Source organism: Flavobacterium cupreum (assembly GCF_003996965.1).
Lineage (GTDB): Bacteria > Bacteroidota > Bacteroidia > Flavobacteriales > Flavobacteriaceae > Flavobacterium > Flavobacterium cupreum.
In genome coordinates, this window is the sequence record NZ_QWDM01000018.1 from 32336 (window position 1) to 56530 (window position 24195).

Sequence of the window (24195 nt, forward strand, 5' to 3'; positions counted from 1 at the left end):
AAATCCATACAATCCTATAATCAGTGGCAAAAAACACAGACGACCAATGAAATATACTCTTGTAGCTATTGCAATATTTTTAGCAAGCTTTCAAAGCAATGCAAAAATAAAATTACCTGCCTTGTTTTCAGATAATATGATGCTGCAGCAAAAATCGAATGCACCTATTTGGGGCTGGGCAGAAAAGAATGGAGCGGTTACCATAAAAACGTCATGGAATTCAAAAATTTATAAAGCCAAAGCAGACAACTTTGGAAAATGGAATGTAGCCCTGCAAACGCCTGCAGCAGGCGGTCCGTTTACAATTGAAGTTAGCGAGGGAACTGAAAAAGTAATAATAAAAAATATAATGATCGGAGAAGTCTGGCTGTGTGCCGGACAATCGAATATGGAAATGCCTTTAAAAGGCTTTCAGGGACAACCCGTTAAAAACGGAAACGAAATTATTGTTAGATCCGCCAATAAAAATATTCATCTGATTACCATTCCAAGAGCAACAGTTTTGGAGCCTTTGGATAATTTTGAAGGAAAATGGGAAGTGGCTTCACCAAAATCGACCGCTAATTTTAGTGCAACAGCCTGGTATTTTGGGTCGCTTTTACAGGAAGTTTTAGATGTGCCGGTAGGATTGATTCATGTTTCGTACGGTGGTTCCAGCATGGAAGCGTGGATGAATCAGGAAATGCTGAAAGATTTTGCAAGTGCTAAGATTCCGACCACCAAGGAAGAGTTGGCAAAAGATCCCAATCGCGTTCCGACGACTTTGTTTAACGGAATGCTTTCGCCGGTTATCGGTTACGGAATCAAAGGCTGTATCTGGTATCAGGGTGAATCCAATTACGAAAGAGCTTCTGAATATACGGCGCTGATGAAAAAAATGGTCAGCAGTTGGAGGATTTTATGGAAACAGGGCGATTTTCCTTTCTACTACTCCCAGATTGCCCCTTTTAATTATGCGCAATTTCATCCAAAAGATTATCTCGAAAAGTACAATTCGGCATATTTGAGAGAAGCACAGCTGAAGGCTTCAAAAGAAATTCCGAATTCAGGAATGGCTGTATTGATGGATGTTGGGGAAGAAAATAACATTCACCCAATGGATAAAGAAAAAGGCGGAAACAGGCTGGCTTTTCAGGCTTTGGCAAAAACCTACGGAATGGAAGGGTTCGAATTTGAAAGTCCAAAATACAAAGCCATGGAAATAAAAGACGGTTCCGTAACGGTTTCTTTTGATGATGCTGCCAACGGAATTACCTCGTATGATAAAGAAGTAACGGGTTTTGAACTGGCTGGAGAAGATAAAGTATTTTACCCGGCGAAAACAGTAGTCCGCAGAAAATCAGTGGTTTTGACTTCTGATAAGGTGGCGAAGCCCGTTGCCGTGAGATATTTGTTTAAGGATTTTGTTAAGGCAGAATTGTTTAGTGCGGGAGGTTTGCCGGTTTCGTCTTTCAGGACTGATGAATGGGAAGTTTTTTAACCATATAAATAATTATCTGCCAAATCTGCTAAATCTGCGTGAACAAAATTAGCTCGCAGATTTAGCAGATTAGGCAGATTTTAAAATAATAAAGTAATAAAAGTGAAAAATGCTTTAATCCTGGTTTTTCTATTTGTAACGCTTTTTGCTAAGGCGCAAATTCCTGTGCTCAAAAACTACAACCAGGTTTGGAATACACAAAGTAAAAATTCCTCCGAATCAATGCCTTTGGGAGGCGGTGATACTGGACTGAATGTCTGGGTAGAAAAAGGTGATTTGTATTTTTATTTTTCCCGAAGCGGCACTTTCGACGAACATAATACTTTACTCAAACTGGGTCGTGTAAAAGTTACGTTAACCCCTAATCCGTTTGAGGCAAATGAAGGTTTTCATCAGGAACTGGTTTTGAAAGACGGTTGTATTTTAATTGCTCAAAATAATACCAAAATAAAACTTTGGGTGGATGTGTTTAATCCGGTCATTCATTTGGATTTTGAAAGTCAGACGCCGCTGAAAATGACTGCCTCCTACGAAAGCTGGCGTTATAAAAATCGGGAATCCAAAGGGAAAGCCAATAATGCCAATTCGTATAAATGGTCGCCTCAGGGAGAAATTATCACCTATAAAGATTCGGTTTCGTTTGAAAACAACGGCATAAAATTCTATCATAAAAATCGAGAACAAACTGTTTTTGATGTGGCAGTACAACAGCAAAAAATGGAATCGGTAAAAGATCAAATGCTGAATCCTTTGGCGAATTTGACTTTTGGCGGATTCATGACAGGAAGTAATTTAAAACCTGACGGCACTTATTCGGGAATTTATCAGAATACCGATTTTAAAGGATATAGTCTTTCGAGCATAAAACCTTCGAAAAAACAGGCTTTACAACTTTATTTAAATACAAGTCACTCTGGCGTTGAGGTTTGGAATAACGGATTGAAAAATCAGATTTCAGCAAATAAAAATATTTCAAAACAAGCGGAAAAAAATACGGTAAAATGGTGGAATGATTTCTGGAACCGCAGTTTTATTTTTACGCAAAAAAAACAAACGACAGAGAAAGATTCGGTGTATCAAATAGGCCAAAATTATCAATTGTTCCGCTATATGCTGGGCTGTAATGCGTATGGGAAATACCCGACGAAATTCAATGGGGGGCTTTTTACGGTCGATCCCGTTTTTACCAATCCGGATTTGAATTTTACACCAGATTTCAGGAATTGGGGAGGCGGAACCATGACGGCTCAAAACCAGAGACTGGTTTATTTCCCTATGGTGAAAAGCGGTGATTTTGATCTGATGAAATCGCAGCTGGATTATTATGTGAGCCTTCAGAAAAATGCAGAATTGAGAAGTAAAATCTATTGGAATCACAACGGTGCCTCATTCACAGAACAATTAGAAAATTTTGGGCTGCCAAATCCGGCCGAATACGAATGGAAACGCCCCGCAGACTATGATCCCGGAATGGAATATAATGCATGGCTGGAGTACGAATGGGATACGGTTTTTGAGTTTTGCCAGATGATGCTGCAACAGAAGGAATTTGGCAAGGAAGATATACAAAAGTACAATTCTTTTATTATCAGCTGTCTTCGTTTTTTTGATGAACATTATCAATATCTGGCTAAAAAGAGAGGACGAAAAGCACTGGATGGAAACGGGCATTTGATTCTTTTTCCGGGTTCCGGTGCAGAAACCTACAAAATGGCTCATAATGCCAACAGTACGATTGCCGCTTTGAAAGTAATTACACAACAGCTTTTAAATCTGTCTTCAACAGAATTATCGAAAGAAGATCTAGCTTACCTAACCGGATTTCAAACCAGAATTCCGCCTTTAAATTTTGGAGCGATTGAAAATCACAAAGTATTAGTCCCTGCAAAATCGTGGGAGCGTATTAACAATTCAGAAGTACCGCAATTGTATCCGGTGTATCCCTGGGGAATTTACGGCATTGGAAAACCAGATTTAGAAACCGCTTTGAATACCTGGAAGTATGACGCTGATGCTATAAAATTCAGAAGCCATGTGGGTTGGAAACAGGATAATATTTTTGCTGCGCGCCTGGGCTTAACCGAAGAAGCTAAAAAATACAATTTGCTGAAAATGGCCAATTCAGAAAGAAGGTTTCCGGCATTTTGGGGACCGGGTTTCGACTGGGTTCCGGATCATAACTGGGGCGGCTCGGGAATGATCGGCATGCAGGAAATGCTTTTGCAGGAAGCAGAGGGTAAAATTTATCTTTTTCCGGCCTGGCCAAAAGAATGGAATGTTCATTTTAAGTTACACGCTTCCCGAAATACGATTGTTGAGGCCGAACTTCAAAACGGAACTTTCAAAATTATAAAAGTTACTCCCGAAGGAAGAACAAAAGATATTGTCAGTCTCCTAGGGAAATCAATAGAAGAAAAAATTAAATTAAAATAACAGCAATGATAAAGAAATTAATAAGCTCTTTTGTACTGTCCATAATCTTAACAGTAAACGGGCAGGCACAGCAGCAGGAGAAACAAATTGTAAAAGTTGACTTTGATTTTTTTCAAAGAAGACTGGAAGAAGTTCACGATCCTAATTATGAGTCCTGGGTGATAAAGGAAGGAAAAGAAGACGAGAAATCTTTTAATAAAGTAACCTTTAAATTAAAAGGAAATTTTACTTCAAAATGGTATAAAGTCGGAATGAATGCCCCTTTTTACAACAGATTAGGAAGCGACGGTTTAGTAACAAGTGAAAATTTAGAATTAAAAATCACAGGATTAAAGCCGGGAAAACATACCTTACTGACGTTTCATAATGCATTTGATGTCATTACAGGAAAGACTTTTTCCCCCATCAGAATTTATGTAAACGGAAAACTGCAGGAAACGGTACAGGCAAGTCAGAGAGCCAATGCCAAGATTGATGCTGCGATGGCTTATATTACTTTTAATGCTGCAAAAGCTAAGGATGTGATAGTTCGTTTTGAAATAGATCCAGCCACAAATCCGGATATTGTAAAACAAATCGTGATCAACGGTTTTGAGATTGATACACCAAACTTAATGAATCAGGCGCGTTCTCCGCAACCCCAAAACGCTGACGAACATTTTGTTGTGGATAAAAATACAGTGCTGAAATGGGATGCTTCAAAAAAAGCCGTAGCGCATCATTTGTATTTTGGAGAAGATAAAAACGCAGTAGCTAATGCAACCGAAACTTCAAAAGAATTTAAAGGCAAATTAACGACAACTACATTTCCGGTTGCTGATTTGTACAGTGGTTCAACCTATTACTGGCGTATTGATGAAGTGGATGCGAAAGGGGCTGTAACTTTAGGAAATGTATGGTCGTTTAAACCGGCACAATTAGCATTTCCCGGAGCTGAAGGTTATGGACGGTTTGCTGTAGGCGGAAGAGGCGGTAAAGTCATTGAAGTAACCAATTTAAATGATGACGGTCCCGGTAGTCTGCGCGATGCTGTTAATCAGGAAATTGGACCTAGAACAATTGTTTTTAATGTATCGGGAAATATTAAACTGGCTTCCAGATTAGTTGTAAATCAGCCTTATGTTACTATTGCCGGACAAACGGCGCCGGGAGAAGGGATCACAATCAGCAGGGCACCCATCGGTTTGACCGGAAATGATGGTATTGTCCGTTTTTTGAAAGTTAGAATTGGAGGCGGGACGACCTATGACGGAATGGGATTAACGGGCGCCAATTACAGTATAATTGATCATTGCTCCATCAGCTGGACAATCGATGAATCGTTTAGTTCCCGTGGAGCCCATCATATCACATTGCAGCGTACTTTAATTTCAGAGGCTTTAAATGTGGCGGGACATGATAAATATGAAGCCGGAAAGATGCACGGATACGCAGCGACGATTGGTGGTGATATCGGAAGTTTTCACCACAATTTGCTGGCTCATAATTACGGACGTAACTGGAGTATTGGCGGTGGTTTAAATGGTGACGGCTATTATTCCGGTAAAGTAGATATTACAAATAATGTGGTTTACAACTGGGGACACCGCACAACCGACGGTGGTGCCAATGAAGTAAATTTTGTGAATAATTTTTATAAACCAGGTGCTTCTACAGGTATTTTCGTCGCTTTAAATGCACAGCATGAAGGGGTGGGGAAAGGAATGCAGCGTTATTATTTTAACGGAAATGTAATGCCGGGTTATTTTGATGAGGCTTCCCAGGAAAAAGGACGAAAAATGACAATTTCCAATAAAGAGATTGTGAATTATGAAACCTTTGTCGATAAACCTTTCTTCGAATCTTTTGTGGAAACGCAATCCGCGAAAGCAGCCTATAAAAATGTACTTTCAGATGTTGGGGCCAATCAGCCGTTTTTTGACAAGCATGATCACCGGATTGTGGATGAAACTTTAAAGGGAACCTTTAGTTTTAAAGGAAGTAAAAGTGGTTTAGGCGGAATGATCGATAACGAATCGGATGCCGGAGGATGGCCAGATTTTGCTACAGAATCGCGACCAGCTAATTTTGACACGGATCATGACGGATTACCAAACTGGTGGGAAAAAGCGTTGGGTTCAGATGAGAATTCTAAAGCAGGAGATTTTTCAGACGCCAATGCAGATACGGATAAAGATGGTTTTACACAATTGGATGATTATTTAGACTGGCTGGCCACGCCTCATCATTTTGTGAATTCAGGAGCGCAGTTAAAAATTTCGGCAACAGACTTTTTCAAGGGTTATGAGAACAAACCGGTTTATACGTTCTCTGATCTTAAAAACGGAAAAGTAGTTTTGAAAGGAGCAGATGTTGAGTTTACAGCCATCGAGCCAGGATTTGCATCTTTTGTATTAGCGGTAAAAGATGCCGATGGGGATTCGATGAGCAGAACGATACATTTATTTGTAAAATAAAAAAAGAGGCTGCCACGAATTGCACGAATTAATTTTTCGTACTGTTTCATTAAAAATTAGTGCTAATTAGTGGAATTAATGGCAAAAGAAATAGCTCGCAGATTTGGCAGATTGAGCAGATCAGCGCGGATTTTATTTGTTAGAATATACACTAAAAAATCTGCGTTTATCTGCTAAATCTGCGTGAAAAAAACTGCTGCCACGAATTGCACGAATTTTCACGAATTAATTTTCAAACTATTTCAATAAAAAATTAGTGGGAATTAGTGGAATTCGCGGCCAAAGAAAAATCTGCGTTTATCTGCTGAATCTGCGAGAAAAAAAAATCGCTCGCAGATTTGGCAAATTGAGCAGATCAGCGCGGGGTTTTTATTTATTGGAATATAAACTGCTAAAAAATCTGCGTGATCTGCTGAATCTGCGTGAAAAAAAAATAGCTCGCAGATTTGCAGATCAAGCAGCTAAAAAAACATTCATATTAAGAAAAATCAAAATGAAAAAGTCTATCATCATAATATCGACCGTACTTTTTACCACTGCTTTTGTCGCACAGAACAAAGGTTTGGTTGGCAATTCCCAAAGTCCATATTCTAAATTGCAAAGTGTTGGTCTTGATGAGGTGCGCTGGACAAATGGCTTCTGGAAAGAACAATTTGATGTTGAAACCAAAAATACATTGCCGTATATGTGGAATTTGTATCATAATGATTCGATTTCACATGCGTATAAAAACTTCGAAATTGCGGCAGGTTTAATGAAAGGAAAATTTAGCGGACCCTCTTTTCACGATGGTGATTTTTATAAAATTTTTGAAGGAATGGCGGCCACTTACGCTATTACAAAAGACAAAAAACTAGATGCGGAAATGGATAAAGCCATTGCGCTTTTTGCCAAAGTGCAGCGCAAAGACGGTTATATTCATACTCCGGTTTTAATTGACGAACGCTGGGGAACTTTAGGCCCGGAAGAAGTTAAAAAACAACTGGGTTTCGAGAAATACAATATGGGGCACTTGATGACGGCTGCCTGTGTTCATTATCGTGCCACCGGCAAAACCAATTTTCTGGAAATAGCCAAAGGTGTTGCCGATTATTTGTATGATTTTTATAAAAAAGCATCACCGGAATTGGCGCGAAATGCCATTTGTCCATCGCATTATATGGGAATTGTGGAGATGTACCGGACCACTAAAAATCCAAAATATTTAGAACTCGCCAACAATCTGATTGATATCAGGGGAACTACAAATGACGGGACAGACGACAATCAGGACCGGATTCCGTTTCGGCAGCAAACAGCAGCGATGGGACATGCCGTACGTGCCAATTATCTGTACGCGGGTGTAGCCGATTTGTATGCCGAAACAGGAGAAAAGAAATTATTAGAGAATCTGGAATCTATCTGGGATGATGTGGCGTATCGAAAAATGTATATCACGGGAGCATGCGGTGCCTTGTATGACGGTGTTTCGCCGGACGGAACTTCGTATGATCCAACGGTAGTTCAAAAAATTCATCAGGCGTACGGAAGGCCTTTTCAACTGCCAAATGCGACGGCGCACACGGAGACCTGCGCCAATATCGGAAACGTATTGTGGAACTGGAGAATGCTGCAGATTACAGCCGATGCCAAATATGCAGATATTGTAGAATTGACACTTTACAACAGTGTCCTGTCCGGAATTGACCTCGAAGGAGAAAAATTCTGTTACAATAATCCGTTGAATGTTTCTGATAATCTGCCTTTTGAGCAGCGATGGGGAAATGAGCGTGAGGGTTATATCAAATTATCTAACTGCTGTGCGCCAAATGTGACCAGAACAATTGCCGAAGTGGCCAATTATGCGTACAATCTTTCAAAAGAAGGTTTGTATGTGAATTTATACGGAAGTAATACTTTAAAAACCAAAACTTTAAACGGGGAAATTCTGGAAGCAGAACAGCAGACCAATTATCCATGGGATGGAAAAATTGTTTTAAAAATTATAAAAGCTCCAAAAGAAACACAAACTTTTTTCCTGAGAATTCCAGGGTGGAGCCAGAATGCTTCGGTTGCTGTGAATAATCAAAAAATCGATGGCAAAGTGATTTCAGGATCTTATTTCCGAATCAGCCAGAAATGGAAAGAAGGAGATGTTATCGAACTAAACCTTCCGATGCCTGTTGAAATAATGGAGGCTAATCCTCTGGTAGAAGAAGTGAAAAATCAGGTTGCTGTAAAAAGGGGACCGCTTGTTTATTGTTTAGAATCGGATCAGCTTCCGGCAAACACCAGTGTGAATGATGTTGTTTTGAATGTCAATTCTAAATTCACGACGCATTTTATTGATTTAGACCATCGAAAAGTACTTAGTATTGAGGCAGATACTTCTGTTCCTTCAGATACCTCATGGAATAAAACGTTATACAAACCAATTTCAACTCAGGAAGGTAACTCCTTTAACGTAAAACTGATTCCCTATTTTGCATGGGGAAATAAAGGAAAAGGCGAAATGACGGTTTGGATGTCGCATTAATCCAATTTCAGAATTCTAATTAAGAATGAAAACCTGTTAGAGAACCGTTTGACAGGATGGAAAATTAGTACTAAAACAATTTTTGAAGTTAAAAATGTGGAGCATTCAATATTTGTTAACCAGAAATTACCGTTTAAAAATATTTTTTTGAAAAAAAGCATCTTTAATAATGGTAGTATAACCTGTGCTTTATTTGTAAGTTTTTTATCTTCAAAAACTTTTCAATTTTAATTAAAAGTAAACTAAAAATTACTTTCTCCTAATAAAGTGTAATCGCTTACATATCAAGGGTTCATTGTCGATTTTTAGAGATTTTACAGCTAATTATCGATTTTGCTGTATTTTTTGCTGTTTTGCACCCAAAATAGATTCTCTAATTCAATAATGATCAATATTGAAGGAGGATTTTTTTATTTAGTCTATTTTTTTCTTTCTTTTTTTATTAATATTGTTTTTTTAAGTCTTATTTTTTGTGATTATCCGATTAAAGCAGGATAGAGCAGGACGGTTCTAATGTATCGTCGTTATATTTTTGGGATATAAAAAATAAATGTATTTTTAACATTTAATAAAATGTTTTACTATTTAATTAAAATAAAAGTGCTTTATTTTTTAAACATGACTAACTAACAATAAATAACCTAACCAAAAAAAACATTTATGAAACAAGCACTTATAAAAAGATGTAGCTTTCTTTTGTTTACCTTAATGAGTGTACTTACTTATGCTCAAGAATCAAGTAATGTTATTGTAACAGGAACGGTTACCGATAATTCAGGACTTCTTTTACCTGGAGTTAACGTAACAGAAAAATCCAGCAAAAATACAGTAACGACAGATTTTAACGGACAATACAAAATTAAGATAAAGAGCGGAGGAACATTAGTTTTTTCTTTCATCGGAATGAAGAAAGTAGAATTACCATTAAATGGACGAACGATTGTTAATACCAAAATGCAGGATGATTCTAACCAGCTGGATAATATTGTTGTGGTTGGTTATGGTACCCAGAAAAAAAAGGAACTTACCGGAGCTATTGCTACGATCAAGGCAGATGATTTAATGGATTTGCCAGTTACAAATTTATCTGATGCATTAAAAGGATTAGTTGCGGGTGTTAACGTTACTAGTGGAACTGGTCGTCCCGGCGAAGCAGGAAGCGTTTCAATTCGTCAAACGTTTAGTTTGTCTAAAGATGGAGGTTTTAGTGCTCCTTTGATAATCATTGATGATATGATCCAGGTAGATCCGAGTAATGGTAAGCCTACATTAGAACAGTTCAATAGATTAGATCCTTCTGAGATTGAAAGTATTACTGTCTTAAAAGATGGTTCTGCTGCAATTTATGGTTCCCGTGCTTCACAAGGGGCAATTGTGGTAAAAACGAAACGTGGTAAAGCGGGTAAAGCGAAATTCTCGTATAACAGTCAGTTTGCTGTAAATGATGCGGTTAGTCATAGTAAAGTTTTAAATGCTTATGAATTTGGAGTGTTTAGTAACCGATTTTTTAACTCAAGAGTGACTCCGCCGGCTGTGATTGATCAGGCTACTATTTATTCAGCTTCAGAGCTGGAGCAAATGAAAAGCTTAAATTATAACTGGTTAGAAGAAGCGTGGAGACCGGCTATTCAGCAAAAACACTCGTTCAACGTGAGTGGAGGGACTGAAGATATTACCTACTTTGCAGGTGCAACGTACCTGACGCAAGATGCTAATTTAGGGTATCAAAAATATGAAAAGTGGAATTTCCGTACAGGTATTAATGCGAAAATTGCTAAGAATTTAGATTTTTCTGCTTCTGTTTCCGGAAATGTTGGATTTACCGATAAATCGTTTACCAAAGCGTCCTCTAATATCAGTGACGGAAGTTATGCTTCTGCAGCTGGCGGAGAACAAGCTGATTATGGATTTTTACTACATATGCCGCAACATGTACCGTGGCAAACAACTGTAGATGGTAACCAATATTACGTATCGCCATTTCCTAATTCAAACAAAAACTTTGGAAGTGCCAATGCAAATAATAATATTGCCGGCTGGAACTATTTTGCCAATTTAAACAATGGTTCGCATCAAACTACTGATGATAACACATTCAATGTAAATGCTTCATTAAATTATAAGGTAGCTGCGGTGAAAGGATTGTCATTCAAAGTGAGCTATTCAAGAAATCAAAGTTCATCATATAATGAGCAGATTCAATTGCCATATGATTTAGCGAGAATTAGAGATTATCAACTTCAGGACAAACACTTAGCAAGTGCTGCTAATCCGAGTTTTTATAATGGATCCACTAATCCGACAGGAAGTTATATTTTAGAAACAAACGTTAGAAACTCAAGAGTTTATTATAATAATACAGATAGCAAAAGTACTCAGGGAGATTTCCTGATCAACTATGACAGAACTTTTGGAGATCATCAAATTGGAGCCATGGTAGGTGGAGAGGCTTCAGAAACCTATAATACTTTTACACGTTTGGCTTATGAGAACACCGGAAAAGATTACTTAGGTGATTATCGTACAGCGGGTACCTTAAGTACTTCTAATAGCCAGGCTACAAAAGTAGAAGGAGGGACATTATCTTATTTTGGACGTTTAAATTATAGCTTTAAACAAAAATACCTGTTCCAGTTTATTCTGCGTAGTGATGCTTCGACAAAATTTGCACCGGAAAATTATTGGGGAACTTTCCCATCAGTTCAATTGGGTTGGGTAATGTCGAAAGAAAACTGGTTTGAAAAAAGTGTACCGTGGGTTGACTTCTTTAAAATTCGTTACTCAATTGGTAAAACCGGTAAAGATAATATCGGTCCGTGGAGATGGGAACAGTATTACGATCTTATTGTAGATAAAGGTTTTCAGTTCGGACCTGGTACGGCTACCGGTGGAGGTGGATTTAATGGAAATGGCTTGACGCCAAGAGTAAATCCAAATAGAGATGTAACATGGGATACGACTATAAAAAATAACGTGGGAGTTGATATTAATTTGCTGAAAAACAGATTAAGCTTAACTTATGATTTCTATTACGATAAAAATAAAGAAATGTTAACAGATATGAGCAGTGCTGTAGGTGTGCCAATTTCTGTAGGAGGAGCTTATGCTGAACAAAACTATGGTCAAATTGATGCATGGGGATCAGAGGTTGGCATTAACTGGAGTGATAAGATAAAAGGTAAATTGAGCTATAATGTTGGAATCAACTTTAGTTATAATAACAATGAAATCAAAAAATATCCGGATCAGGGAAATGTTGTTCCGTCTAATAACACTTCGCGAGTAGGCTATTCATCATTCAATCCGGTGTGGGGATTTGCAACCTGGAAAGGAACATCAACAGGAGACGGTATTCTGCGTACCGATGAAGATATTGCCAATTACTGGGCCTATCTGACAGAACGTGCTAACGCAGTTGGCGGGGTACCAAGATATTTAGATATTAACTCAGCTTCCGGAATCAGAAAAGGATCCCTTGCTTATCAGGATGTTGCAGGGCAACTTAATCAAGACGGAACATTGGCACCGGCAGACGGGCAAATTATGAAAGAGAATGATTATGTGAAATTAGCCAACAGCAACAGAACGTATAATGTGATAACAAATTTAGGTTTTAGATATGAAGGATTTTCTTTAAGAACCCAAATATCAACTTCATGGGGAGGCGCTAATTTTGTTGATTTAGTAAATCAGGGTACATCATCTGCAAACAATATGTGGTCCCGCGAGAGTTTCTGGAAAGATATGTACGGGGAGGATAATCCAAATGGTAAATATCCGAATGTGGCGCAATGGGCCTATATTTCCAGTCCGTCAGATTTCTGGCAGGTGAACACTTTCCGTTGTTTTGTGAGAAACTTAAGTGTCAATTACGATATCCCTAAGAAAGTCTTTGCAGATACGAAAATCGCTGCCATGACATTGGGTATTACAGGTAATAATCTTTGGGATTTATACAATCCTTATCCGGATCATTACAGAAATATGTATGATAATTCTTCAGTAAACTATCCGACACTTAGAACCTGGTCGCTTAACTTTAACGTATCATTCTAATCAAATTAAAAAGTAATTATGAAAACACCATTTAAATATATAACACTATCACTATTACTTGCTGCAGGTGCCGCTTCATGTAGTGATGATTTTCTGAAAGATAAGAAAGGGTATGGCTTTTATGATGATACGTTTTATCAGACTCAGGAACGTGCACAAGCCTATGTAGATAATCAATATTATGATTTTTATAACGCTTATAAGTCGCCTGTCTCTACAGTAATTGGTTCTTATACAGATGCAAATTCAAGATTAACAGAAGAATTAGGCGGAACACAGGATTTTATCAATCCGAATAAAACCCTTGTAAACTCGGCTGATGCAAGCGGTTACTATGGAGCAAAATTAGCAACAAGTATAAATAATCATCCCTACAACAGAATTAGGGAATGTAATGCTTTCTTAGAAGAAATTGATGTAAAAGGTTCAAATCTTGATAAAACATTTCGGGATCAGGCAAAAGGACAGATGTATTATATGCGTGCCATGCAGTATTTTGATTTACTGCGTGTTTACGGTGGAGTTCCTATTGTTACTACTGTAGAGGCAGCTTCGGCTGACGATCCGTCTATTCAGCTTCCAAGAGCTAAACCGTCTGAGGTGGTAGCGCAAATTGTAAAAGATTTAGACCTGGCGGCAACTTTGTTGCCTGGTAACTGGGGATCAGGTGCTTACGGACGTTTTACCAGAGGGGCAGCTTTAGCTCAAAAATCGAGAGTTCTTTTAACTTTTGCAAGTCCGTTATTTAATAAAAACTGGGATGGTTCAAATGAGCGCTGGGAAGCCGCTTTGAAAGCCGGATTAGAAGCAGAAGCTCAATTGACTGCTGATGGCTATGGATTATATGGAAGCAGTGCGAAACAATGGGAAAAAATGTTTTTGATTGACAATGCTTTTTGCCCGGAAGCCATCACGGTACAACTTTGTGGAATTGGAATTACTTCTCAGGCCATTAATAATTCCTGGGAAAAATCAATTCGTTTGCTAAGTTTAGGCGGAACAGGAGGCGGAGTAGCGGCACCTAAAGAAATGATCGACCTGTTTCCGTTGGCAGATGGCAGAAGACCAACTGCTGCAAACGGGTACAATGATTTTACTTTCTTCGTTAACAGAGATCCAAGATTTTACAGAACTTTTGCTTTTTCAGGGGCTAAATGGGGCTCAAAAGAAACTCCTAATTCTGTTCTTTGGGCGTATCGTTGGGTAGATGGCTCCAATAAAGCAGGTTTTTCAGATGGAAACACAGCAATATCAAGCCCGGCTTTCGTTAGAAAAATGACTAATCTGGCGGCTAGCAAAGAAACTAACTTCCAGTATTCCGGAACAGATATTTTTGAATATCGCTATGCTGAATTATTATTGAATATTGCAGAATGTTATGCGGCGTTAGGTCAGACCAACAATACTTTAGCTTATTTAGGAAGAATTAGAAATCGTGTTGGCATACCTGCTGCAAACAATTATGGAATTGGTACATTAACAGGTAAGTATCAGGCAATTGAAGCCGTTTTGTATGAGCGCAGAGTAGAACTGGCTTATGAAGGAAAACGTTTTTGGGATGTTCAGAGATGGATGTTATATGATAATGAAGTACTTCCCGGAGTTACAGGAGGAACCGTAAGTAAATTAGGTTTAGCTCCAATTAATGGAACAAAACGTACCGGTAACTTTTTACAGTATAAAGTTCCAACAACTTCTACCAGTACAGATCCTTTAGCAGGTGATCGTGCAAATGTAGTGGCAGATCCGGATGCTGCAAATTTCGGAACACAGCTTACAGCTCTGGCAGCATTCTATAACGCAAATTTTATTCGTACACCATTGCTTACGCCTATGGACAATTTTAACGGCGTTGCAGTAAATATTAAATTCAATCCAAATTATTATATAAATGGTCTTAATACAACTGCCCTGACTTCAAATCCATGGTTGTTACAAACGATAGGATGGAATGATAATTTTGGTGGACAGGGAACATTTAATTACCAGGAATAAATTTTAAGATCAAGACAAGTTTTATATAAAAACACTTCACCTGTATTCTTTAAAAAAGTACAGGTGATTTGTTTAAAAAGAATTACCCCAATTAAAAATTAGTATGAAAAATATCACTTTATCGGCTATTTCCTGTTGTTTTTAGGAAGTTTCCAATGTTTCGCACAATATCCCAAAATAAGCCCGGAAGTTCAGGCAGAATCCAAAGTTATCATGGATGAAGCGGACAAACTTTCTAACGAAGCCTGGGAAAAAGCGCTTGTCGTTATCGAGGAAGAAGCCAAACATGGCAAACCTTACATTCCATGGGCGTCCCGTCCAAATGATTTACCACAGGCCGCAATTCCAGCTTTTCCCGGTGCAGAAGGAGGAGGAATGTTTACTAACGGAGGTCGTGGCGGAAATGTCTACACGGTGACAAGCTTAGAAGACAGAGGTCCCGGAACTTTGCGTGAAGCATGCGAGAAAGGTGGAGCCAGAATCGTTGTTTTCAATGTTTCCGGAATTATCAGGATCAAAAGCCCTTTAATTATTCGTGCTCCTTATATCACTATTGCGGGACAAACTGCTCCCGGAGATGGTATTTGTGTAGCAGGGGAATCGGTTTGGATCAATACACACGACGTGGTAATAAGACATATGCGTTTTCGAAGAGGAGAAACTTTCGTAGGCCGCCGTGATGATGCCATTGGAGGAAATCCGGTGGGTAATATCATGATCGACCACGTTTCCGCTACCTGGGGATTAGACGAAAATATGTCTATTTACAGACATATGTACAGCCCTGGTGCCGGTTATCCCGACGAGAAGAAACCTACGGTGAATATTACGATTCAGAACAGTTTATTCGGAGAAGCTTTAGATACTTACAATCACGCTTTTGGAAGTACGCTGGGCGGAGAAAATTGTTCGTTCATGAGAAATATGTGGGCAAGCAATGCCGGAAGAAATCCTTCAATTGGATGGAACGGTATTTTCAATTTTGTAAACAATGTCATTTACAACTGGTATAACAGATCTACAGACGGAGGCGATTATACCGCAAATTATAATATCATCAACAACTTTTATAAACCGGGACCTGTTACCGATTTGGCACAGCCAATCAGCTATAGAATCTTAAAACCGGAATCCGGAAGAAGCAAATTGCCTTATATGGTATTTGGAAGAGCCTATGTAAACGGAAATGTTATTAATAATAATGAAAAAGTTACTAAAGACAACTGGGACGGCGGAGTTCAGATCGAAAACAAAAAAGGGGAGTTAATGGGGTATGAGGAAGCGAAAACGTATTTCGATAAAATGAAAAGCGACCGGCCATTTCCAATGCCATGGTTCAACAAAATCATGACTGCTGAAGAATCGTATGATTTTGTACTTAAAAATGTAGGGGCAACTTTGCCAATCAGAGATAAAGTAGACGAAAGAATTGTCAGAACCGTTAAAACCGGAGTTCCTGAATACGCAAAAGGATTAGAGAAAAAAACTTTCTATCAGTTTGAACACAGACGCTTACCGATGGATTCCTACAAACAGGGAATTATCACCGATATTTCGCAGGTTGGAGGATATCCGGAATACAAAGGAAAACCGTATACAGATACAGACAAAGACGGTATGCCGGACAAATGGGAGAAAAAACACGGTTTAAATCCGAATGATGCATCTGATGCAAAGTTAGATACCGACGGAGATGGTTATGGTAATATCGAAGAGTACATCAACAGTACAGATCCAAACCAAAAGACAGACTGGAAAGACCTAAGCAACAATCATGAAACGCTAACCAAGTCTTTGCAAGAATAATTTAAGACAAAGAATCTCCAAAATCTGCTAAATCTGCGAGATAAAAATTTAGCTCGCAATTTAGGCAGACTTCACAAAAGTCATTGCAATTAATAATTCTTTATTAAAATGAAATCAATCAAAAATAAAAGTGTTCTGATCCTGTTACTGGTATTTTGTACCGGTATTGCGCAACAAAATTCAGATCCCGAATACATCAAAGTTACCAACGAAAGAGCGGCAAAAATTGTTGCCAAACTAGCGTTGAATAATATTGAAAAAGAAAAAGCAGTAACGGATATAGTAGCTAAGCAATTCAGAGATTTAAGCGCTATTCAGGATCCAAGAGATGCTGAAATCAAAAAACTGAAAGATGACAGCAGTTTATCAAAAGAAAAGCAAAACGAGAAGATTGATAAACTAAAAGAAAAGGCAGACCAGTCCATCGAAAAATTACACAAAGCCTATCTGAAAAAATTAGGGACTCAGCTGACTGAAGAAAAAATCACTGAGGTAAAAGACGGAATGACCTACGGAGTGCTGCCTATTACCTATGCGGGCTATCAGGACATGCTTCCCAATTTAACTGCCGAACAAAAAGACTATATTTATAAAGCTCTTGTTGAAGCGAGAGAACATGCAATGGACGGAGGATCTTCTAAAGAAAAACACGGCTGGTTTGGTAAATACAAAGGAAGAATCAATAATTATTTATCAAAGCAGGGTTACGACCTGAACAAAGAAAGTGCTGATTGGCATAAACGTGTTGAGGAACGAGAAAAGGAAAAAGCAAAAAAATAAACACAATATTGTCATTCCGACGAAGGAGGAATCACATAAAGAAATTCCGTATCAATTCGCCATGTTTGTCGAGATACAGGTGTGATTTCTCCTTCGTCGAAATGACAAACACTTAAAAACCTTTAGTTTTTCAATTGAAAATGATATTCTCATGCAAAATAATTTTCCCAGCAGTACTTTAAAAAGAACATTTTTGGTGTTGTCATTTTGTTCTTTAGTTTCATCAGCCTATGCACAATATCCTGTCATTCCAAAACCGGTTCAGGAAAAAGCCGATGCCCTTTTAGCCGATGAAGAAAAAAGGCTTCATGAAATATGGGTCAGCAATGCGGCTATTATTAAAGAAGAAGCCAAACAGGGAAAACCCTATTTACCTTGGGCTTCCTACCCAAAAGATTTTGTACAGGCAGCTATTCCCGCATTTCCGGGAGCAGAAGGCGGAGGAGCATTTACGCAGGGTGGCCGCGGAGGAAAGATTTTTGTAGTCACCAGTTTAGAGGACAGCGGAAAAGGAACTTTCAGGGAAGCCTGTGAAGCAGTAGGCTCAAGAACAATCGTGTTTAATGTTTCCGGAATTATCAGATTGCAGAAAAGAATCAGCATGCGTGCGCCTTATGTAACCATTGCAGGTCAGACTGCTCCGGGTGACGGAATTTGTATTGCGGGCGAGACATTAGAAATAGATACTCATGACGTAATCATCAGGCACATGCGTTTCAGACGGGGTGCAACCGAAGTCACCAGAAGAGATGATGCATTGGGCGGAAATCCAATGGGAAATATTATTATTGATCATTGTTCTGTGAGTTGGGGATTAGACGAAAATATTTCTTTGTACAGACATCAGTTTCAGGCCAACGAAAAATCTAAATTAGAAAAATTACCGGCTTGCAATATTACCATCCAGAATACTATTTCATCAGAAGGCTTAGATACTTACAATCACGCTTTTGGAAGCACGATTGGAGGATTAAACAGTACCTTTATGAGAAATTTATGGGCCGATAATATTTCAAGAAATGCTTCTATCGGAATGTACGGTGATTTTAATTTTGTGAATAATGTAATTTTCAATTGGTGGAATCGTACTTTAGACGGTGGCGATTATCGTTCGATGCTGAACATCATCAACAATTATTTCAAACCGGGGCCCATTACGCCAGCAGATCAGCCTATTGCGCACAGAATTGTAAAACCGGAATCAGGTTATATTGAACCGAAACAATACGGAAGGGCTTATGTAGCGGGCAATTATATGGCAGGTTCACCTGAAGTTACAGCGGATAACTGGAATGGAGGAGTGCAATTGGAAGATCTTTCTGCGGAACAGACTAAATCATTTTTAGAAAGTATCCGACAGCCGAAACAATTTTCGATGCCGCACATTACGATTATGAAAGCAGAAGAAGCGTATGAATTTGTCCTGAATAATGTTGGGGCGACTTTACCAAAAAGGGACGCTGTAGACGAAAGAATAATCAAACAGGTCCGAACCGGAAAAATAGAATCGAAAGACGGTTTAGAGAATGCTATTGGGAAAGAATTCATTAAAAGAAGGCTTCCTGCGGATTCTTATAAAAAAGGAATAATCACCAGTATCGAACAAGTAGGAGGTTATCCCGACTACAAAGGAAAAGCCTATAAAGATTCGGATACTGACGGAATTCCGGACAACTGGGAGAAAAAATACGGACTGAATCCAAACGATGCCTCTGATGCAAACAAGGATTCAAACGGTGACGGATATACCAATATCGAGAAATATTTTAACGGAATTGATCCAAAAGAAAAAATCGACTGGACAAAAACTGAAAATAATACCGATACATTATCTAAATTGTCAAAAGGATTATTACAGTAAAGAAGTGAGTCGCGGTTTTCAGTCACAGTTTAACCTGAAACCTGAAACTTGAAACCTGAAACAAAAAACACAGTTTTCATTCTAAAATTATAATAAAGTGAATTTTATCCAGCTAAAAAATATCATTTTTCTTCAAAAAGATAAAATCGGTTTGTTCCTTTTTGCATTGCTTTTTAGCAGTGCGATGGCTGGGCAAAACACTTTTCCGGATATTGTCAAAACCAAAGAAGGGAAACTTTCTTTTACGGCAGATCAGTTAGGAAACCGGATTCCTGATTTTTCTTTTGCCGGATACCGTTCATCAGAAAAAGCAATTCCGAATCCTGAGAATAAAATTTTTGTCCCAAAACAGGAAGAAGATGCTACCCAGAAAATACAAACTGCGATCGATTATGTCAGTACTCTAAAGCCGGACCAATCCGGTTTTCGCGGTGCGGTTCTTTTAGATAAAGGCACATTCAAAATCAAAGGAACCTTATACATCAGAAAATCGGGAGTAGTACTCCGTGGAAGCGGAAACACCGAAGAGGGAACAATTCTTTTAGGAACAGGCTTAGAAAGAGAAGCCTTAATCAGAATTCTGGGAACAGATGATCGAAAATACAAGGAAACTTTCGAATTGGCCAATGGCTTCTTTCCTTTAGGAACACAAAAAATTCAGCTTAAAAATGCTTCAAAATTAAAAGTTTCAGATGAAATTATCGTCAGTAATCCATTAACCGATAATTGGATCAGGGAACTGAAAATGCAGGATTTTGGAGGAGAAACTTCCTGGATCGGGTGGAAAAAAGGAGATTGGGATATGAACTGGAACAGGGTTGTCGCCAATATCAAAGGAAATGAAATTACGCTTGATGCCCCGTTAACGATGGCTTTAAATGAAGTATATGCTACGGCAAAAGTAATTTCCTATTCCTGGCCGGGAAGAACAGAGCAAAACGGAATCGAAAATATTTTAATAAAATCGACTTTTAATGCGTCAAACCCAAAAGACGAAGAGCACAGATGGCAGGCCATTAGTATTGAAAATGCCAGAAATGCCTGGGTAAGACAAGTTAATTTTAAGCATTTTGCAGGCGGAGCCGTTACCCTTTTAAAAACGGCACAGCAAATTACAGTGGAGGATTGCATAGCAACAGAACCGGTTTCTGAAATTGCTTCTTTCAGGCGTTATACTTTTTACACAGAAGGACAACAGACCTTATTTCAACGCTGTTATTCCGAATACGGATATCATGATTTTGCAGTTGGAGGTTTTGGTACGGCAGGCCCGAATGTATTTGTACAATGCGAATCACATTTGCCTTATGAAAATAGTGGCGCAATCGGAAGCTGGGCCACCGGAGTTTTATTCGATATCGTAAACATTGACGGAAAAGCATTAAGTTACAACAACAGGGAACAAGGCGGAAGGGGCGCAGGATGGACAGCGGCCAATTCTGTAATCTGGGAATCATCAGCGTCGAAAATAGAATGTTACAGTCCGCCGACAGCCCTTAACTGGGCATTTGGAGTCTGGGGACAGTTTGAAGGAAACGGAATCTGGAAAGATGTAAACGGACATATTAGTCCAAGAAGTTTATTCTATGCTCAATTAGAAAACCGCCTAGGACCACTTCCCGTAAAACCTTTCATTTACGATCTGGGCTCAGAACCTTCATCAAGTCCAACGGTTGAGGTTGCCAAAGAATTGACTCAAAATTCAGTAAAAACAGCAATGAGTTTACCGGAATGGATTGCAGAAGCGTCGAAGTCAAATCCGATAAATACCGTCAATTCAAAACTTAAAAATGCAGATGATTTAAAAATTGCAACAAATAATAAAACAACAGATTCAGCTTCAAAAATAAAATCCGAAAACGGCCTGCTTACTTTTGAAGGAAAACTTATCGCCGGAAAGCAAATGAATACGGCCTGGTGGAGAGGAAGTCTTTTAGATAATGATGTAACCAAATCACTGCCACACGTAACACGTTTTGTGCCCGGAAGAACCGGAACCGGACTTACAGACCAGATAGAGGAAGTTGTTGCTTATCTGAAAACGAACCATACGATCGCGCTGGAACACAATTACGGTTTATGGTACGACAGAAGAATGGATGATCACGAACGTGTTCGCCGTATCGATGCCGATGCATGGCCTCCGTATTATGAGCAGCCCTTTGCCAGAAGCGGACAGGATTTAGCCTGGGATCACCTGAGCAAATATGACCTGACCAAATTCAACGATTGGTACTGGAACCGTCTGACGTCTTTCGCTAATCTGGCAGAAACAAACGGGCAGCTGCTAATCAACCAGCAATATTTTCAGCACAATATTTTAGAAGCCGGAGCCCATTGGGCAAGTTCACCCTGGCGTTCTGCAAACAATATCAACAGCACCGGTTTTCCGGAACCGCCGCCCTATGCAGGAGACAAAAGGATCTTTATGGCAGAGCAGTTTTATGACATTAATAACCCACAGCGAAGAAAATTACATCAGGGATTTATTCGTAAATCATTAGAGAATTTTCAGGATAACAGTAATGTAATTCAGTTAACAAGTGCCGAATATACAGGTCCTTTAGAATTTATGCAATTCTGGCTGGATGAAGTTCAGACATGGAAAGACGAAACCGGTAAAAAAGGACTTATTGGTTTAAGTGCCACTAAAGACGTACAGGATGCTGTTTTAAAAGATGCCAAAAGAGTAAAAACAGTTGACGTAATCGATATCAGGTATTGGTATTACAAAGAAGACGGCACGGCATATGCCCCGGAAGGCGGTGTAAATTTAGCACCCCGTCAGCATGCAAGAAAACTGAAAACAGGAAAAGAAACCGAAAATCAGGTCTATCGTGCCATTCGGGAATACCGTGATCCCTATCCCGAAAAAGTGATTTTGTATTCGACCGATGCATCTTCAAGATTTGGATGGGCTGTTTTAATGGCAGGAGCTTCATTGCCCAACATTCCAACCGTTGAATTGCCGCAGTTTTATACAGCACTTTCCGAAATGAAACCCGTGGAAGGAAATACTTTTTCAGATGCAGTTTGGACATTGGAAAACAAAGGGAAAAGTTATCTTTTTTACCTGAAAAACGATCAGGATATTTCAGTTGACTTAGCAGGTTACAAAGGCACTTTTGAAGTATATGCCATTAACGCTTCGACAGGAGCTTTAACGAAAAAAGCAAGTATCAGCGGAGGTAAAAAAATCGTAATTCCGAAAATTGAAATTAAAGAAAAAGTACTATTCATAGTAAAAAAAAGTTAGCCACAGATCGCAAAGACGAAACGGATTTAAGCTAACACCATTAAAACTAAAGCCTAAAAATTAAACTAAATCTGCGAGAAATAAAAAACAGCGAAAACCCGTATAATCCGTTAAACCCGCGATCCAGATAATATATAATTCAAAACAGCATAAAATGATCCATAAGCCAAAATATCACAGCATACTTATTATAAGCCTTTTACTGTTAGTAGCCTATAACGGATATGCTCAGTCTGCGCGAAAATTACCGAAAGTTAAAGTATCAGAAAACCATCATTATTTTGTCACCGAAGACCAAAAACCATTTTTCTGGCTTGGCGATACCGGTTGGCTGACTTTTGGAAAATTGGACAGAGAAGGCGTAACGAAATATTTTCAGGATCGAAAAGAAAAGGGTTTCAATGTGGTTCAGGTAATGGTTTTGCATTCGCTGAATGTAACAAATGTGTATGGAGATAAAGCTTTAGTAAATGAAGATGTTTCGAAACCATTGACGACAGCAGGGAATAATTTTAATAATCCTCAGGAATATGATTATTGGGATCACGTAGATTATACGCTGGACGTTGCTCAGAAAAACGGAATTTATGTGGCTATGGTCCCGGTTTGGGGCACCAATGTTTCAAAAGGAAATAAAGTCAGCAAAGAACAGGCACAACAATATGCCCAATTTTTAGCAGACCGCTACAAAAACAGAACCAACATTATCTGGTTAAATGGCGGAGACACACACGGAAACGAGTTCACAGCCATCTGGAATACGATTGGAAGTACCCTGAAAACCAGTAATCCGGATCAGTTGGTGACGTTTCATCCTTTCGGCCGAACCGATTCTTCTGAAAATTATCACAACGAAAAATGGCTGGATTTTAATATGTTCCAGTCCGGTCACCGCAGGTATGACCAGGATACACTGGCAGGATCTTTCAAAGAAGACAATTACAAATTCGTTCAAAGAGACTACGAATTAAAACCAGCTAAACCAACATTGGACGGGGAACCCTCTTACGAAGGAATTCCGCATGGACTTCACGATACATTACAGCCAAAATGGACAGCTAATGATGTAAGACGTTACGGCTACTGGTCGGTTTTTGCAGGAGCGGCAGGCTATACCTACGGGCATAATGCCGTAATGCAGATGTTCCGAAAAGGCGATAAACCTGCTTACGGAAACAAGGTTTTATGGACAAACGCGATCAACGCACCCGGAGCCGGACAAATGGTATACCTTAAAAAACTAATGCTGGATTTTCCGTATTTAGAAAGAGTTCCCGACCAGACATTGATTGCAAACCAGGGCGAGAAATACGATTACCTTATAGCAACAAGAGGAGGAAAGTACGCCTTAATTTATACCTACAACGGTAGGGAAATTTTACTCAATATGGGAAAAATTGCCGGTGATAAAGTAACCGCAAGCTGGTACAATCCCAGAAACGGAAAAGAAACAAAAATCGGATCTGTTGAAAATAAAGGAACAAAGGAATTTCAGCCATCCGGAAATAAAGTTGATGGAAACGACTGGGTCTTGATTTTGAAGTCAAATAAGTAACG

Annotated in this window: 11 protein-coding genes; all 11 read left to right on the forward strand. The window is 39.0% G+C overall.

Annotation, left to right across the window (positions count from 1 at the left end; all coding sequences use genetic code 11):
- Positions 1-46 precede the first annotated feature (46 nt).
- The 11 genes from D0817_RS21265 to D0817_RS21315 all read left to right on the forward strand — a co-directional run bounded on the left by D0817_RS21265 (position 47) and on the right by D0817_RS21315 (position 24193).
- Positions 47-1480 (forward strand): sialate O-acetylesterase, encoded by a 1434-nt coding sequence (locus D0817_RS21265; RefSeq protein WP_127340364.1) that lies wholly within the window; start codon positions 47-49, stop codon positions 1478-1480.
- A gap of 102 nt (positions 1481-1582) precedes the next feature.
- Entirely contained in the window at positions 1583-3913 is a 2331-nt protein-coding gene (locus D0817_RS21270) for a DUF5703 domain-containing protein (RefSeq protein WP_127340365.1), read from the forward strand.
- A 5-nt stretch (positions 3914-3918) separates the two neighbouring features.
- Entirely contained in the window at positions 3919-6369 is a 2451-nt protein-coding gene (locus D0817_RS21275; RefSeq protein WP_127340366.1) for a pectate lyase family protein, read from the forward strand.
- Between the two features lie 493 nt (positions 6370-6862).
- A complete protein-coding gene (locus tag D0817_RS21280) occupies positions 6863-8884 on the forward strand; it encodes an aceric acid hydrolase (RefSeq protein WP_202866496.1) in 2022 nt (673 codons plus the stop codon).
- A 660-nt stretch (positions 8885-9544) separates the two neighbouring features.
- Positions 9545-12940: a SusC/RagA family TonB-linked outer membrane protein gene (locus D0817_RS21285; RefSeq protein WP_127340367.1), complete on the forward strand. Its 3396-nt coding sequence runs from the start codon at positions 9545-9547 to the stop codon at positions 12938-12940.
- Positions 12941-12958: 18 nt separating this feature from the next.
- The gene (locus D0817_RS21290; RefSeq protein WP_127340368.1) at positions 12959-14935 is read left to right on the forward strand and encodes a RagB/SusD family nutrient uptake outer membrane protein; all 1977 of its coding nucleotides are present in this window, start codon (positions 12959-12961) and stop codon (positions 14933-14935) included.
- 213 nt (positions 14936-15148) lie between these two features.
- Positions 15149-16741, forward strand: a complete 1593-nt coding sequence (locus D0817_RS21295; RefSeq protein WP_238160923.1) for a polysaccharide lyase — start codon at positions 15149-15151, stop codon at positions 16739-16741.
- A gap of 108 nt (positions 16742-16849) precedes the next feature.
- Positions 16850-17521: a DUF3826 domain-containing protein gene (locus D0817_RS21300; RefSeq protein ID WP_127340370.1), complete on the forward strand. Its 672-nt coding sequence runs from the start codon at positions 16850-16852 to the stop codon at positions 17519-17521.
- A 151-nt stretch (positions 17522-17672) separates the two neighbouring features.
- Complete coding sequence (locus D0817_RS21305) at positions 17673-19382, forward strand: polysaccharide lyase (protein WP_127340371.1); 1710 nt, start codon at positions 17673-17675, stop codon at positions 19380-19382.
- 97 nt (positions 19383-19479) lie between these two features.
- Positions 19480-22638, forward strand: a complete 3159-nt coding sequence (locus tag D0817_RS21310) for a DUF6298 domain-containing protein (RefSeq protein WP_127340372.1) — start codon at positions 19480-19482, stop codon at positions 22636-22638.
- Positions 22639-22792: 154 nt separating this feature from the next.
- The gene (locus tag D0817_RS21315; protein ID WP_127340373.1) at positions 22793-24193 is read left to right on the forward strand and encodes a glycoside hydrolase family 140 protein; all 1401 of its coding nucleotides are present in this window, start codon (positions 22793-22795) and stop codon (positions 24191-24193) included.
- The last annotated feature ends 2 nt before the right edge of the window (positions 24194-24195 follow it).

Excerpts from the sequence above, each read along its gene's own strand:
- D0817_RS21265 (WP_127340364.1), top strand. The coding sequence starts at position 47 with ATGAAATATACTCTTGTAGCTATTGCAATATTTTTAGCAAGCTTTCAA.
- D0817_RS21275 (WP_127340366.1), top strand. The coding sequence starts at position 3,919 with ATGATAAAGAAATTAATAAGCTCTTTTGTACTGTCCATAATCTTAACA.
- D0817_RS21280 (WP_202866496.1), top strand. The coding sequence starts at position 6,863 with ATGAAAAAGTCTATCATCATAATATCGACCGTACTTTTTACCACTGCT.
- D0817_RS21285 (WP_127340367.1), top strand. The coding sequence starts at position 9,545 with ATGAAACAAGCACTTATAAAAAGATGTAGCTTTCTTTTGTTTACCTTA.
- D0817_RS21290 (WP_127340368.1), top strand. The coding sequence starts at position 12,959 with ATGAAAACACCATTTAAATATATAACACTATCACTATTACTTGCTGCA.
- D0817_RS21295 (WP_238160923.1), top strand. The coding sequence starts at position 15,149 with ATGGATGAAGCGGACAAACTTTCTAACGAAGCCTGGGAAAAAGCGCTT.
- D0817_RS21300 (WP_127340370.1), top strand. The coding sequence starts at position 16,850 with ATGAAATCAATCAAAAATAAAAGTGTTCTGATCCTGTTACTGGTATTT.
- D0817_RS21305 (WP_127340371.1), top strand. The coding sequence starts at position 17,673 with ATGCAAAATAATTTTCCCAGCAGTACTTTAAAAAGAACATTTTTGGTG.
- D0817_RS21315 (WP_127340373.1), top strand. The coding sequence starts at position 22,793 with ATGATCCATAAGCCAAAATATCACAGCATACTTATTATAAGCCTTTTA.